Genomic DNA, 15,166 nt, shown 5'->3' on the forward strand with positions numbered 1-15,166 from the left:
GCGCTTGCAATGGGAATACCAAAGTTTAGGAGAACTTAACGGACTTTATGTGACAATTGTTCGGAAAGTTGACAAATCCGTCTGGCCATACCACGGAAAATAAACAGATGCGCGGGGATCATCACCAACCAGTAGAACAAACCGGCTGTTCCGTGCGGATGCCACCATGCGCGCACATCAAGCGAACGATGCTTGCCGTGGTCGCGTAAGGTGAATGAAAGCCTCCCAAGCCCTGGCGCTTTCATCCCAAATAACAGCGTCAGCTCTTTTTGCGGCTCAACAATAATCACTTTCCAGCTATCAACTTGATCACCGACTTCGAGCATGTCGCGTGGCGGACGGCCTTTTGCCAGTTTATGCCCGACTAACAAATCCATGTAGCCGCGGGTTTTCCACAGAATATTGCCGAAGAAATAACCCTCTTTGCCGCCAATCTGATTCACTACTTGCCATAAATCTGCCAGTTCAGCCGTGGTATTTAGCGTACAACCTGCTTGCTTCGGGAAGTAGCCATACTCGGGACGCCAGCGGGCAAAGGCCTGTGCGTCGTATCCCCAGTCTTGTGAATTCGCGAGTTTATTTTCGTCTTCAAGCGTGATGCGCACTGCATCATCAAAATTCAGGAGTTGTTGCGGGATCAACGCGCGTAATTCGCGATCGTCCGCCAGAAGATCGTGTTTTAACCCCTGGATCAGCGCCTTGGCAATGGTCGGCGGCACGGAGGTGATCATGTTCAGGAACCACACTGAGATCCAACTGGTCGGCAGTGGAATCGGGATCAACGGGCGGCGTTTGCCGCTAATCGCCATAAAGCGCTCGAATTGTTGTTGGTAGCTCAATACTTGAGGGCCAGCGGCTTCAAAGACACGGTTTTCCTGTGAAGGATGCTTCAGTAGTTCGACTAAATAATGCAGTAAATTCTCAAGAGCGATAGGCGTAGTACGTGAGCGAACCCAGCGTGGCGGAGTGAGCACCGGTAGGTTGTAAACCATATCGCGCATCACTTCAAAAGCGGCGGAACCCGCGCCGACAATGATCCCCGCACGGACTTCAGTTACCGGTACGCCAGCATCACGTAAAATATCGGCGGTAAGCTGGCGAGCACGCAGGTGCTCAGAATCACCATCACCTTCCGGAGCTTGCAGCGAGCTGAGAAATATCAGCTGTTTTACCGGATGCGCGCGCAGTGCATCGCGCAAGTTGAGCGCTGTCTGGCGTTCATGGGCCACGAAATCCGCTCCGTCGCCCATGCTATGCACCAGATAATAGAGCGTATCGACATCTTCCAGCAGCGCGGGGAGGGTCTCCGGCCATTGCAAATCGACATGGCGGCAGACGACCGAATCCCAGGGTTGTTTTTCCAGCCACTCAACCCGCCTTGCGGCGGCGGTAACATGATGCCCTGCCAGGGCAAGTTGCGGCACCAAATGCTGCCCTATATAGCCGCTTGCGCCGAGCACCAGAATATTTTGTGGCTGTGTCATCGTCCCTGAACCCTCACTTAGCGTTGTAAAAATGCCTGCCAGTGGGCAACCACTTCAGCCAGTTGTTGGCGATTCACATCAAGGTGCACGACCAGACGAGTGATTGGCCCTGCGCTCATCAGCACACCGCGTTCTTTCATGAACTTGCCAAGGCTTTCAGCCTGCTCAACCGGAACACGCGCAAACACCATATTGGTGTCCTGACGGGTCACATCGACGCCAATTTCACGTAATTCACCCGCCAGCCAGTGCGCGTTGTCGTGGTCTTCTTTCAGGCGCTGCACGTTATTCTCAAGAGCGTACAAACCTGCGGCTGCCAGAATACCGGCCTGGCGCATACCGCCGCCGACCATTTTGCGCCAGCGCGTCGCACGTTTGATGTATTCGTGGCTGCCGACTAACAAAGAACCAACCGGCGTGCCGAGGCCTTTTGAGAGGCAAATCGTGAAGGTGTCGCAGTAGCGCACCACTTCTTCCAGCGTGCAGCCATATTCCACCACGGCGTTAAAGATACGCGCGCCGTCAACGTGCAAAGCCAGATTATGGTTGCGGCTAAATTCCCAGGCCTGCTTCAGATACTCACGCGGCAGAACTTTGCCGTTATGGGTATTTTCGAGGCTGAGCAGTTTGGTGCGCGCAAAGTGGATATCGTCTGGTTTAATCTTCGCGGCGACTTTATCAAGCGGCAGTGAACCATCTGGATTAGCATCAATAGGCTGTGGCTGAATACTGCCTAACACCGCAGCGCCACCGGCTTCGTAGAGGTAATTGTGCGCCAGTTGCCCAACAATATACTCTTCGCCACGTTCGCAATGGCTCAACAGCGCCACCAGGTTTGCCTGGGTGCCGGTTGGCAGAAATAGCGCCGCTTCTTTGCCGCTAAGTTTGGCGGCGTAATCCTGTAGTTCGTTGACCGTAGGGTCATCACCGTAAACGTCATCGCCCGTTGGGGCTGCCATCATACGTTTGAGCATTTCTTCGCTCGGGCGGGTTACGGTGTCGCTGCGCAAGTCAATCACGGTCGATCCTTATTATTATCCTCAATTAAAGGAATGTTTTACCGGAACCAGTTGGTTTTCGCCAGTTCGATAACTTCATCACCGCGTCCGCTGATAATCGCACGCAGCATATACAGGCTAAACCCTTTGGCTTGTTCGAGCTTGATTTGCGGCGGGATCGCCAGTTCCTCTTTCGCCACTACCACGTCCACCAGAACGGGGCCGTCAATACTAAAAGCACGCTGCAACGCGTTATCCAGCTCCTCGGCTTTTTCAACCCGAATACCCGTGATTCCGCAGGCGTTGGCGATATTGGCAAAATTAGTGGCATGCAGCTCGGTTCCGTCAGTCAGATAGCCGCCTGCTTTCATTTCCATCGCCACAAAACCCAGCACGCTGTTGTTAAACACCACAATTTTGATCGGCAACTTCATTTGCACGACCGAGAGAAAATCGCCCATCAACATGCTGAAACCGCCATCGCCACACATCGCGACAACCTGTCGGTTTGGTGCAGTGGCTTTTGCGCCAAGCGCTTGCGGCATGGCGTTGGCCATTGAACCGTGAGTGAAAGAACCTAACAGGCGGCGTTGGCCGTTCATTTTCAGATAGCGCGCAGCCCAGACCGTTGGCGTGCCAACATCACAAGTAAAAATGGCGTCTTCGTCGGCAAAGTGGCTGATTTGCTGGGCGACATATTGCGGATGGATAACGTTGCCATCGCCAGCTTGTGCCAGTTCATCCAGGCTTTCACGGGCTTCGCGATAGTTATCCAGCGCTTTGTCGAGGAAGCTGCGGTCGGTTTTTTCTTCCAGAAGTGGAAGCAGTGCCGCAAGCGTCGCTTTAACATCGCCAATTAACGCCATGTCCACTTTACTGTGAGCGCCGATACTGCCAGGGTTGATGTCTATTTGAATAATTTTCGCGTCCGTCGGGTAGAACGCGCGATACGGGAATTGGGTGCCAAGCAAGATCAGCGTGTCGGCATTCATCATGGTATGGAACCCGGACGAGAAGCCGATTAAGCCGGTCATACCGACATCATAAGGGTTGTCATACTCAACATGCTCCTTGCCGCGTAGCGCATGAACAATTGGCGCTTTAAGGGTGGCGGCAAACTGCACTAATTCTTCATGCGCACCGGCACAACCGCTACCGCACATCAGAGCGATGTTGTCGTTATAGCGCAGTAATTGAGCAAGCTTTTTAAGCTCTTCGTGTGCCGGAATGACGACCGGTTGTGGCGCGGAATACCAGTGCGTGCTGGCGGTTTCTGGCGCGGGTTTTAACGCCACGTCGCCCGGTAAAACTATGACTGACACGCCACGATTAAGCACCGCTTTGCGCATCGCAATCGCCAGTACCTGGGGAATTTGTTCCGGGGATGACACCAGCTCGCAATAGTGGCTGCATTCGCGGAACAACTCTTCGGGATGGGTTTCCTGGAAATAACCGCTGCCAATTTCACTCGACGGAATATGTGCGGCAATCGCCAGCACTGGAACGCGGTTGCGGTGGCAGTCAAACAGGCCATTGATTAAATGCAAGTTACCAGGCCCGCACGAACCAGCACAAACCGCCAGTTCGCCGGAAAGATGCGCTTCCGCGCCTGCGGCAAACGCCGCGACTTCTTCATGGCGGGTGGGCATCCACTGGATAGTGCCCATGCGGTTCAGGCTGTCACTCAGGCCATTGAGGGAATCGCCAGTGACACCCCAGATACGTTTAACACCTGCGCTTTCGAGAGTTTTTGCCAGATAAGCGGCTACTGTCTGTTTCATTACTGCTCCTTGTCACGATTCAGTTAACGTAAACAAGCTTAGTCAAGGAAACAGAAGATACGGAGCAGAAAGTGCCACTCAAAATCAGAGTGGCACTAGTGGGATCAAGCGAGAACTAAATCACCTTGCGGATGGCAACAGCAGGCCAGCACATAACCATTAGCAATGTCAGTGTCGGTCAGCGTCATCGTGCTGCTGACCGTGTAATCACCGGATTCGACTCGGGTTTTGCAACTTCCACAAACTCCTGCACGGCACGCGGCATTGACCGGAACACTGTTGCTTTCCAGCGCGGCTAGCAAGGTGCTGCCGACTGGTGCGTAGAACTCACGCAGCGGCTTTAAAGTGGTGAACTTCAAACCGTTATCGACGGGCGCTGCGACGGGGGTGAAGAATTTCTCCGAATAAAATTCACTCACGCCCAATGCTTTGACTTCTTTCTCAACCATTTCCATATAAGGCGCAGGGCCGCAGGTCATGACAGTACGCGAGGCAATGTCCGGAACGCTAGCCAGAATGTTATGCGTCAGGCGTCCAGCGATAAAACCATGCGTCGCATTATTCTCAGCAACCAGCGTCACCTGATAATTACGCCACTCCTGTGCAAAGATGACGTCTTCCGGTGAGCGGACGTTATAAATAACCTGTACATCGGCTTGTGGGCGATGTTTTGCTAACCAGCGGCGCATCGCCATAATTGGCGTTACGCCACAACCTGCCGCTAATAACAGGAAACGTTCGGCAGCCAGCTCTTCGCAGGTAAATTCCCCCTGGCCTTCTGACAGCCACAGGTAATCACCGACCTTCACTTGTTGTGTCAGCCATTGAGAGCCAACGCCATTCTCGATGCCACGGATAGTCAACGTAATGAACGGGCTGAGTCCTGGTGTCGAAGAAATCGTGTAAGCGCGTAGTGTTTCGTCACTATTACGAATACTCACCAGCGCATATTGCCCGGCCTTGTAGGGATAAAAGTCGTGATTAATCAGCGACAGCGTCCAGACATCCGGCGTTTCCTGGTGAATATGGTGTACCTGCATACGATGCGGGCACAGTGGCGTTGGCATAGTCATGGTTGCTCCTTATGCGCTCATCAGCTGTTCAATATCTTGCTCAACGGTGGTAATGGCACGCAGGCCAAACTTCTCGTTCAGAACAGCTAACAGATTTGGCGTCAGGAAGCCTGGAGCGGTCGGGCCGGTGACGATGTTTGTCACGCCCAGCGACAGCAGGGTAAGAAGGATGACAATCGCTTTTTGCTCAAACCAGGACAGAACCAGGCTTAACGGCAAATCGTTGACGCCACAGCCGAGTTTTTCTGCGAGGGTGACAGCAAGAATAATCGCCGAATAAGCATCGTTACATTGACCGGCATCTACCAGGCGCGGCAAGCCTTCGATGTCACCGAAGTCCAGTTTGTTAAAACGATATTTACCGCAGGCAAGGGTCAGAATCAGGCAATCTTTCGGCACGCTGGTGGCGAAGTCGGTGAAGTAGCTACGTTCGCCGCGCTCGCCGTCACAACCGCCGACCAGGAAGATGTGGCGCAGTTTTTCGCGGCTGACCAAATCAATCAGTGTATCGGCAGCACCCAGCAGAGTCTGACGACCAAAGCCGACAGTGATCAGATGTTCGATTTCGCTGTACGGGAAGCCCGCCATTTGTTGCGCCTGGGTAATCACTGAGGTGAAATCATCGCCTTCAAGGTGACTAACGCCCGGCCAGCCAACGATGCTGCGAGTCCAGATGCGGTCGGTATAAGAGCCGACTTCTGGGTTAATGATGCAGTTGGATGTCATGACAATTGGGCCAGGGAAACGGGCAAATTCGCTCTGTTGATTCTGCCAGCCGCTGCCGTAGTTACCGACCATATGCTTGAATTTACGCAGTTCCGGATAACCGTGTGCTGGCAGCATTTCGCCATGGGTGTAGACGTTTACGCCTGTGCCTTCAGTCTGTTCCAGCAGGTTGTAGAGATCTTTCAGGTCGTGGCCGGAGATCAAAATACATTTGCCTGCAACCGGACGGACATTCACTTGCGATGGGGTCGGATGGCCGTATTTTTCGGTTTCACCGTGATCCAGAATGCTCATCACTTTGAAGTTCATCTGGCCGATTTCCATCGAGCATTCCAGCAGCGCGCCCATATCTGCAGGCCAGGTGCCGAGCCACGCCATAATTTTATGGTACTGCGCGTAGATGTCGTTGTCGTACTGACCGAGTACGTGGGCGTGTTCCATGTACGCTGCGGCGCCTTTCAGGCCGTACAGGCATAACAGGCGCAGACCAAGAATATCTTCACCGATTTCTGCTTTATCACGGTTTGGAGCGAATTCTGCCGCCTGGCGTTGCAGGTCGCCCAAATCGCTGCTGACCAGTTGCAGTTCAGCCATTGGGTTAGTGACGGTGGTGTTTGGGTTAATCGCCAGAGTGCGTGCTTTCAGGCTTTCGCGCAGCGCGATGGCTTCTTGCGCGTAACCGACAATGCGTGGCGAGTCGAAGTTAACGTTAGTGAGGGTTGAGAAGAAAGCGCGTGGCGCAAAGTTGTCGATGTCATGGTCGATAATGCCGGCTTCACGTGCGGCAATCGCCCATGCAGACAGCCCCTGTAATGCAGCAATCAGCAGATCCTGGAGATCAGAAGTTTCAGCCGTTTTGCCACACATCCCCTGAGCGTAAGAGCAGCCGTTGCCTGCCGGGGTGCGGATTGTTTGTTCACATTGCACACAAAACATAATCGTACCTTTTAAAGTTATATTTGATATACATCTTTAAGGTTATGCTCAGTACTGCACCGGGAAAAGGTATTTTTAATGCAACTTAAAAGGAGATTGATTTAGCGCAATTTTGGCGGCAGGAACCTACCGCCAATGAGGTATCAGGAGGCGAAAAAAGCCATTAATAGCGGAGTCAGTAAGCTGAGGATAAAGCCGTGAACAATCGCCGCCGGGACAATTTCCAGACCGCCACTGCGTTGCAGTACCGGGAGTGTGAAATCCATTGATGTTGCGCCGGACAACCCGAGAGCGGTTGAACGACTGCGGCGCACCAGACCGGGAATCAACATGATGGCAATCAGTTCCCGCGCCAGGTCGTTGAAGAACGCCGCGCTGCCGATCACCGGGCCATAAGATTCCGTCATCAAAATACCGGAAAGTGAATACCAGCCGAAGCCTGACGCCATGGCTAAGCCGGTTTTGATTGGCAGGTCGAGAATAAAGGCGTTGATGACGCCGCCCGCCATTGAGCTGAGCACCACAACAACGGCGACAATCATGCCGCGGCGATTTAATACGATCTGCTTTAAGGTCATGCCGCTATTACGCAGTTGAATCCCCACCAGTAATAACAGGAAGATTAGCGTGTATTCACTGGCGTCTGTAGCGTGTTGCAGAATCGGCCATGCCGTTAGACCGAGTGCAAATCCTGCAATCACCACGCCGCACAGTTTGAGAGATTCCAGCGCCATCGCTATGCGCGAAGGAAGCTTTTCTTGTTCATGATTGTGTCGCCATGGCATAGAGCGCTCAAGCCACAGCAACGCTGCCGCATTGCAAAGCAATAACACCACAACGCTAACCGCGGCATATTGAAATATCGCCAGCAGGTTACTGGCCAGGTTATCGAGAAATGCGAGGCTGATGCCCATGAAAAATAGAATGACATAAACAATCCAGCTCAGCAGGCGATTAATAAGCTTGAGCAGACTGGTTTGTTTTAATGGAATGAGATAACCGACGATCAGCGGTACTAAGATAATTAACAATCCCGAAAACATGGTGCGGACAATCCTTGCAAAAAAAGTAACGGCGTATGTCACACTACCCAAAGAAAGGGAATGAGTAAAGCTACGAAAAAAGAGGTTTTTTATGCAGATTACATGCGGCGGGATAAAGCTTTTGGCGTAGGGCAGAAGAATCCGCCCTACGCGAGTCAATTAGTGACGTTTTTCCAGCAATGTGCGGTAGATAACGCCGCCCAGGATACCGCCAATAATTGGCATCACCCAGAATAACCACAGCTGTTGTAAGGCCCAACCCCCCTGGAAGATAGCCACCGCAGTACTACGCGCTGGGTTCACAGAAGTATTGGTCACTGGAATGCTGATCAAGTGAATCAACGTCAGTGCCAGGCCGATAGCAATCGGTGCAAAACCGGCGGGAGCAAATTTATCTGTTGCGCCATGAATAACAATCAAGAAGCCGCAGGTTAATACGATTTCAATAATGATTGCTGACAGCATGGAATAATGGTCTGGTGAATGTTCGCCATAGCCATTTGAAGCAAAGCCACTAGCCGCCGCATCAAAACCACTTTTACCGCTGGCAATTAAATAGAGAATACCGGCAGCCACGATGCCGCCAATAACTTGCGCAACAAGATAGCCAATGACTTCTTTGGCAGGGAAACGACCGCCGGCCCATAAACCCAGAGTAACAGCAGGGTTAAAGTGACCGCCGGAAATATGACCGACAGCATAAGCCATCGTTAATACGGTTAAGCCAAAAGCTAATGCAACCCCAGCAAAACCTATTCCTAATTGCGGATAAGCCGCCGCCAGTACCGCACTCCCACAGCCACCAAATACTAACCAAAACGTACCAAAAAATTCTGCCGCTAATTTCCTAAACATAACCACCTCTGCATTTCAAAAAATTGAATTCCGGGCGAGGTATATAATGGCACCTACCCGATTATTGTTTGTTACAACCATGAAAGATGTAACGTTAATAATAAAAGAGCAGTGATATTAATGAGTTCGCTATGTCATAACTAGTCTATTAAATCCTCATAAATTGACGTGGGGCAATGCGATGTCATTCTTTTCAACAACATACGCGTTTATTGTGTACAAAGTTTATTAATAAATAAGAATCATCTTGGAATGAAAATGTTTTACAACAGTCAGATAAAGCGTAGGTAATAATGGAAAAATCGGCTGTTTTTTATTGTATAAAGTTTGGCCGAGATGTACGCATAATCTGTCGCTATACTCGAACTATGCAGCCGGTCAGGTAAAGGAAAGCGCAACAACCAATCTGGAGGGGTTATGTTTCTTGAGCGTGTAGAGATTGTCGGATTCCGGGGGATTAACCGCCTTTCGTTAATGCTTGAACAAAATAACGTGCTGATCGGTGAAAACGCCTGGGGTAAATCCAGCCTGCTGGACGCATTAACGCTATTATTGTCGCCGCATCAAACGCTCTATCACTTCAATCGCGATGATTTCTATTTCCCGCCCGGGGACGTACAGGGCCGGGAACATCATTTACATATTGTACTGACCTTTCGGGAAACCGCGCCCGGCCATCATCTTGGCCGACGTTATCGTTCGCTTGCGCCGGTATGGGTTGCTGGTGAGGAAGGTTTTCATCGCATTATGTATCGGCTGGTGGGGGAGCTCGCGGAAGATGGTTCTATTCTGACGCTGCGCAGTTTCCTCGATGAGAAAGGCCATGCTATCGAACTTGATGACATTGACATTTTTGCCCAGCAAATCATCCGCCTCAATCCAGTATTACGTTTGCGTGATGCGCGTTTTATGCGGCGTTTACGCAATGACAGCATTCCCGCCATGCCAGACACCGAAATGACCGCCCGCCAGCTTGATTTTCTGGCGCGTGAACTGGTTTCGAGTCCACAAAATCTTACCGATGCCCAGCTGCGGCAAGGTTTGTCGGCGATGGTGCAATTGCTTGAGCACTATTTTGCTGAGCAAGGTGCTACCGCGCATCAACGCTTGTTACGTCGCCGCTCGCACGATGAACAACGCAGCTGGCGTTATCTGGACATCATCAACCGCATGATCGACAAACCCAACAGCCGCACTCATCGAATGATTTTACTGGGGATGTTTTCAACCTTGCTGCAGGCTAAAGGCAACGTGGTTCTGGATAAAGACGCGCGGCCATTGCTGCTGGTGGAAGATCCTGAAACCCGACTGCACCCGATTATGTTGTCGGTGGCCTGGCATTTGCTCAATCTGCTGCCGCTGCAAAAAATCACCACTACCAATTCGGGCGAATTGCTATCGCTCACGCCTGTCGAGAACGTTTGCCGCCTGGTGCGTGAATCGTCAAGGGTTGCGGCCTGGAGGCTCGGCCCTGGCGGCATGAATGCAGAAGACAGCCGTCGTATTGCCTTTCATATCCGCTTTAATCGCGCTTCTTCATTGTTTGCCCGCTGCTGGCTGTTGGTCGAAGGGGAAACGGAGGTGTGGGTGATGAACGAACTGGCACGTCAGTGCGGGCACCATTTCGATGCCGAAGGGGTGAAAGTTATCGAATTTGCGCAGTCGGGTCTGCGCCCATTGATCAAGTTTGCACGGCGCATGGGCATTGAATGGCATGTGCTGGTGGATGGCGATGAAGCGGGGAAAAAATATGCGTCAGTGGTGCGTGGTATTTTGGATAATGATCGTGACCAGGAACGTGAGCATCTTACCGCGCTCCCGGCGATGGACATGGAACACTTCATGTATCGTCAGGGATTTTCCGATGTGTTCCATCGCGTGGCGCAAATCCCCGAAAACGTACCGATGAATATGCGCCGCGTTATTGTGAAAGCTATTCATCGCTCTTCCAAGCCCGACTTAGCGATAGAAGTGGCGATGGAAGCGGGGAGGCGTGGAGTCGATGCCGTGCCGTCACTGTTGCGAAAAATGTTCTCGCGAGTGTTATGGCTGGCGCGTGGCCGGGCTGATTAGCCCGGCGGTTAATTCATAGCCGCTGCTCGATTTGCTCCATCATCTCATCTAGTAAACTGTAGCGGCGGCGGTACTCCGCGCGCTTTTTGCTGGCAATCTCTTCAACAGGTTTGCGGGCCACTCCCAGTGGCAGCTCAAAGTAGCCTTCTGGGGTTAATTCGCCGCTCATCGATTCCCAGAAACTATCGTAATCGGCATGAATTTTGTCCTGCTTCTTTTTTGCATAACGCCACGAGCGATAGATATGTGCGCGGTTACTCACGGCCAGAATCTGGTTCACCCCTAAATGACGAGCTAACAAGCAAGCCGCTTCCAGCACCAGGCGTTTCGGGAATAATCCGTGACACGCTTTGGTCGCGACCTGGATATATTCATGTGGGATATCACTTTTGGCACCCTGCAAGCCACCAATAAACAGCGTCGATTTCTGCTGGTGACAGCATAGGGTGAAGGTCAAGCCTGCTAAAACAACGCCATCGTGGCGGGTCAGTGTTAGTGTGGCTTCACCTTCTTTATCGACAAAGGGGTCGGCGCGGAAATCAAGATGGTAGAAGTTCTCATCTTTACCCGTTATTGTTGCCAAACGTGCTCCGTCAGTTGAGTAGTGTTGTAGTAACAAGCGTTTCGGCAGTGCTGCGTTCAGTACGCGGTAGTGGAAAGACAATGCGCTTGCCGCCGCCTTACGGTTAAAATTCACCGATAAATAAGGGCGATGAAGACGACAAGGTAACCCTGGTTGCACCGCCAGCAATTTTTCCAGCAAAGGTTGATGCGATAAATCGTTCAACAAGCGAGCGGTAGAAAGTGGGCTGGTCAGTGAACGCAGGACGAATTTTCGACGATAGGCTGGGTTCTGCCACGCAATCCCCGGCGTCCATTGTCCCTTTGCTAAAGAAAGAAACAACCGCCAGCCATTGAGTTGAGCTGTTGATCGGAATTCGTTTTCGGCAATTGACGACATGATTGAAACCTGGTTGAGAAACATTGGGGTTATTTCACCATTTGTGAATTCAACGTAGGTTCAATCACCGTAACGCCGATACGGGTTTACAACTTTTGTTGATACTTCATTTAATTAGCCAGTCTTTTTGCAGGATACCTATGAGATTCAAGGGAAAAATAAAAAAACGCTATTGGCTTCTGGGCCTGTTAGTTCTGTTGTTGGGCGTCTGGCTGTGGAAGTTTCTGAACGCGCCGACGCCGGTTTATCAGACGATGATTGTGCGCAAAGGCGAGTTGCAGCAAAGCGTGCTGGCAACGGGGAAGCTGGATGCATTGCGCAAAGTTGATGTCGGTGCGCAGGTCAGTGGGCAGTTGAAAACGCTGTCGGTGAACATCGGCGATAAAGTGAAAAAGGATCAGCTGTTGGGGGTTATCGATCCCGAACAGGCACAAAACCAGATCAAGGAAGTTGAGGCAACGTTAATGGAGTTGCGCGCGCAGCGGCGGCAGGCTGTGGCGCAGGCAAAACTTGCACAAGTGACGCTGAATCGCCAGAGAGCACTGGCCAAAACTCAGGCTGTATCACAACAAGATCTCGATACCGCAGTGACCGATCTTGAAGTGAGGCAAGCACAAATTGGCACCATTGACGCGCAAATCAAACGCAATCAGGCCTCTTTAGACACCGCGAAAACCAACCTCGATTACACGCAGATTGTTGCACCTATGGCGGGTGAAGTGACCGAAATCACCACCAAACAAGGCCAGACAGTGATTGCCGCACAGCAAGCGCCAAACATTCTGACGCTTGCTGATCTGGGTACCATGCTGGTGAAAGCACAGGTTTCTGAAGCTGACGTGATTCATCTTAAACCAGGCCAAAAAGCCTGGTTCACCGTGCTGGGCGACCCTCTAACACGCTATGAAGGTTTGTTAATCGATATTCTGCCAACGCCGGTGAAAGTGAACGATGCGATTTTCTATAATGCACGTTTTGAAGTCCCTAATCCGCAAGGGGTATTGCGCCTGGAAATGACCGCGCAAGTGCATATTCAACTCGGTGGCGTGAAAGAGGTGCTAACCATTCCGCTTGCAGCACTAGGCGAGCCGGTAGGGGATAACCGTTACAAAGTGTCAGTGCTACGTAATGGCGAAACTCGCGATCGTGAAATTACCATCGGTATGCGCAATGACACCCAGGTACAGGTTGCTACGGGTTTGACTGAAGGCGAAGAAGTGGTGATTGGCAAAAGCACCGCCGGGAGCGCCCCATGACAGCACTGCTTGAGCTGCGTGATATTCGCCGTAGCTATCCGTCGGGTGACGAACAAGTTGAGGTGCTAAAAGGCGTTAATATCACCATTGAAGCGGGTGAAATGGTGGCGATTGTCGGGGCGTCGGGTTCTGGCAAATCAACGCTGATGAATATCCTCGGCTGCCTCGATAAACCCAGCAGCGGCAGTTACAAAGTGGCCGGGCAAGATGTCGCGTTGCTTGATAGTGATGCGCTCGCCACGCTGCGGCGTGAACATTTCGGTTTTATCTTCCAGCGCTATCACTTGCTCTCGCATTTGAATGCTACGCAAAACGTTGAAGTCCCGGCAGTGTATGCCGGAACGGCGCGAGTTTATCGTCAACAACGGGCGCGCGCTTTGCTGATGCGTCTGGGGCTTGCGGATCGCGTCGATTATCTGCCGTCACAGCTTTCTGGTGGCCAGCAGCAACGTGTCAGTATCGCTCGCGCCCTGATGAATGGCGGGCAGGTGATTCTTGCCGATGAACCGACAGGCGCGCTGGATAGCCATTCCGGTGAAGAAGTGATGGCCACACTCAAGCAACTGCGCGAGTTGGGCCATACGGTTATTATTGTGACGCACGACCCGACAATTGCCGCGCAGGCGCAGCGCGTCATTGAAATACGTGACGGGGAAATTATCAGTAACCCGCCGTCGGTCTCTCAACCACCCGCGGCCCAGAAAGAGCTGAAAACCCAACCGGTTAACTCGCCATTTCAACAGACCATCAGCAGCTTCCGTGAAGCTTTGACCATGGCCTGGCTGGCGCTGGCGGCGAATAAAATGCGCACGCTGCTGACGATGCTGGGGATTATTATTGGTATCGCGTCAGTGGTGTCGATTGTGATTGTCGGTGATGCGGCTAAACAGCTGGTGTTGCAGGATATTCGCTCCATCGGCACTAACACCATTGATGTCTATCCCGGCAAAGATTTTGGTGATGACGACCCGCAATACCAGCAAGCGCTGAAATACGATGACCTGGCGGCCATCAGCCAGCAACCGTGGGTTAGTTCAGCCACGCCTTCGTTGTCGAGCAATTTACGCGTGCGCTATGGCAACGTTGATGCCGCCGCCAGCGTCAATGGTGTCAGCAGCCAATATTTTAATGTCTACGGCATGACGTTTAGCGAAGGCAATACCTTCAACGATGAACAACTCACAGGCCGTGCACAGGTGGTGGTGCTGGACAGCAATACCAAACGGCAGTTGTTCCCTGATAAAGCCAAAGTGGTTGGCGAAATCGTGCTGGTGGGGAATATGCCTGCGACGGTTATCGGCGTGGCGCAAGAGAAGCAGTCAATGTTTGGCAGCAGCAAGATTCTGCGTGTCTGGTTGCCGTATAACACCATGGCGGGTCGTGTGATGGGGCAAAGTTGGCTGAACTCGATCACGGTGCGGGTGAACGAGGGTTATAACAGCCACGAAGCCGAGCTGCAGCTCAATCGTTTGTTGCAGCTACGTCACGGTAAGAAAGATTTCTTCACCTACAATATGGATGGCCTGTTGAAAACGGCGGAAAAGACCACACGTACTCTACAGATGTTCCTGACATTGGTGGCGGTCATCTCATTGCTGGTGGGCGGGATTGGCGTGATGAATATCATGCTGGTGTCGGTAACGGAGCGTACCAAAGAGATTGGTATCCGCATGGCAGTGGGCGCTCGCGCCAGTGATGTGTTGCAGCAGTTTTTGATTGAAGCTGTGCTGGTGTGTCTGGTGGGTGGTGCGTTGGGGATTTCGTTATCTCTGCTGATTGCCTTCACGTTACAACTGGTTTTGCCGGGCTGGGAAATTGGTTTCTCACCGATGGCGTTGTTCACCGCATTTGCTTGTTCGACCGCAACAGGAATTATTTTTGGTTGGTTACCGGCGAGAAATGCGGCGAGATTGAACCCGATTGATGCGCTGGCGCGTGAATAATTTTCATCTGAGATATGACGATTGGTTATAGACCCGA

11 protein-coding genes are annotated in these 15,166 nt (G+C 51.9%); 3 read left to right on the forward strand and 8 right to left on the reverse strand.

The window, feature by feature from the left end; all coding sequences use genetic code 11:
- Positions 1-35 precede the first annotated feature (35 nt).
- From EC843_RS14895 to aqpZ, 7 genes are all read right to left on the reverse strand, one after another.
- Positions 36-1,484, reverse strand: coding sequence for an SDR family oxidoreductase (locus tag EC843_RS14895; RefSeq protein ID WP_133522487.1), 1,449 nt, complete (start codon positions 1,482-1,484; stop codon positions 36-38).
- 17 nt (positions 1,485-1,501) lie between these two features.
- The gene (gene ltaE, locus EC843_RS14900) at positions 1,502-2,503 is read right to left on the reverse strand and encodes a low-specificity L-threonine aldolase (protein ID WP_133522488.1); all 1,002 of its coding nucleotides are present in this window, start codon (positions 2,501-2,503) and stop codon (positions 1,502-1,504) included.
- Between the two features lie 38 nt (positions 2,504-2,541).
- The gene (gene poxB / locus EC843_RS14905) at positions 2,542-4,263 is read right to left on the reverse strand and encodes a ubiquinone-dependent pyruvate dehydrogenase (RefSeq protein WP_064548288.1); all 1,722 of its coding nucleotides are present in this window, start codon (positions 4,261-4,263) and stop codon (positions 2,542-2,544) included.
- A 104-nt stretch (positions 4,264-4,367) separates the two neighbouring features.
- Complete coding sequence (gene hcr, locus EC843_RS14910; RefSeq protein ID WP_133522489.1) at positions 4,368-5,336, reverse strand: NADH oxidoreductase; 969 nt, start codon at positions 5,334-5,336, stop codon at positions 4,368-4,370.
- A 9-nt stretch (positions 5,337-5,345) separates the two neighbouring features.
- Complete coding sequence (gene hcp, locus EC843_RS14915) at positions 5,346-6,998, reverse strand: hydroxylamine reductase (RefSeq protein ID WP_064548284.1); 1,653 nt, start codon at positions 6,996-6,998, stop codon at positions 5,346-5,348.
- Positions 6,999-7,141: 143 nt separating this feature from the next.
- The gene (locus tag EC843_RS14920) at positions 7,142-8,041 is read right to left on the reverse strand and encodes a lysine exporter LysO family protein (protein WP_064548282.1); all 900 of its coding nucleotides are present in this window, start codon (positions 8,039-8,041) and stop codon (positions 7,142-7,144) included.
- 159 nt (positions 8,042-8,200) lie between these two features.
- A complete protein-coding gene (gene aqpZ / locus EC843_RS14925; protein WP_064548280.1) occupies positions 8,201-8,896 on the reverse strand; it encodes an aquaporin Z in 696 nt (231 codons plus the stop codon).
- A 417-nt stretch (positions 8,897-9,313) separates the two neighbouring features.
- Here aqpZ and EC843_RS14930 point away from each other — a divergent pair, with 417 nt between their 5' ends.
- Positions 9,314-10,969 (forward strand): ATP-dependent endonuclease, encoded by a 1,656-nt coding sequence (locus EC843_RS14930; RefSeq protein WP_133522490.1) that lies wholly within the window; start codon positions 9,314-9,316, stop codon positions 10,967-10,969.
- 13 nt (positions 10,970-10,982) lie between these two features.
- On the opposite strand, the gene EC843_RS14935 is transcribed toward EC843_RS14930, so the two are convergent.
- A complete protein-coding gene (locus EC843_RS14935) occupies positions 10,983-11,930 on the reverse strand; it encodes a VirK/YbjX family protein (RefSeq protein WP_133522491.1) in 948 nt (315 codons plus the stop codon).
- 140 nt (positions 11,931-12,070) lie between these two features.
- On the opposite strand from EC843_RS14935, the gene macA reads away from it, so the two are divergent.
- Together macA and macB are read left to right on the forward strand one after the other, a co-directional pair.
- Complete coding sequence (macA, locus tag EC843_RS14940; RefSeq protein ID WP_133522492.1) at positions 12,071-13,186, forward strand: macrolide transporter subunit MacA; 1,116 nt, start codon at positions 12,071-12,073, stop codon at positions 13,184-13,186.
- Positions 13,183-15,129: a macrolide ABC transporter ATP-binding protein/permease MacB gene (gene macB / locus EC843_RS14945; protein WP_064548272.1), complete on the forward strand. Its 1,947-nt coding sequence runs from the start codon at positions 13,183-13,185 to the stop codon at positions 15,127-15,129. Before macA ends, macB begins: the two co-directional genes overlap by 4 nt.
- The last annotated feature ends 37 nt before the right edge of the window (positions 15,130-15,166 follow it).

Origin of the sequence: Buttiauxella sp. JUb87 (genome assembly GCF_004361975.1) — a bacterium.
GTDB classification, from domain to species: Bacteria; Pseudomonadota; Gammaproteobacteria; order Enterobacterales; family Enterobacteriaceae; genus Buttiauxella; species Buttiauxella ferragutiae.

Bases quoted from the DNA above. Each gene is read 5' to 3' on its own strand.
- EC843_RS14895 (WP_133522487.1), bottom strand. From the start codon at position 1,484: ATGACACAGCCACAAAATATTCTGGTGCTCGGCGCAAGCGGCTATATA.
- poxB (WP_064548288.1), bottom strand. From the start codon at position 4,263: ATGAAACAGACAGTAGCCGCTTATCTGGCAAAAACTCTCGAAAGCGCA.
- hcr (WP_133522489.1), bottom strand. From the start codon at position 5,336: ATGACTATGCCAACGCCACTGTGCCCGCATCGTATGCAGGTACACCAT.
- hcp (WP_064548284.1), bottom strand. From the start codon at position 6,998: ATGTTTTGTGTGCAATGTGAACAAACAATCCGCACCCCGGCAGGCAAC.
- EC843_RS14920 (WP_064548282.1), bottom strand. From the start codon at position 8,041: ATGTTTTCGGGATTGTTAATTATCTTAGTACCGCTGATCGTCGGTTAT.
- aqpZ (WP_064548280.1), bottom strand. From the start codon at position 8,896: ATGTTTAGGAAATTAGCGGCAGAATTTTTTGGTACGTTTTGGTTAGTA.
- EC843_RS14930 (WP_133522490.1), top strand. From the start codon at position 9,314: ATGTTTCTTGAGCGTGTAGAGATTGTCGGATTCCGGGGGATTAACCGC.
- EC843_RS14935 (WP_133522491.1), bottom strand. From the start codon at position 11,930: ATGTCGTCAATTGCCGAAAACGAATTCCGATCAACAGCTCAACTCAAT.
- macA (WP_133522492.1), top strand. From the start codon at position 12,071: ATGAGATTCAAGGGAAAAATAAAAAAACGCTATTGGCTTCTGGGCCTG.
- macB (WP_064548272.1), top strand. From the start codon at position 13,183: ATGACAGCACTGCTTGAGCTGCGTGATATTCGCCGTAGCTATCCGTCG.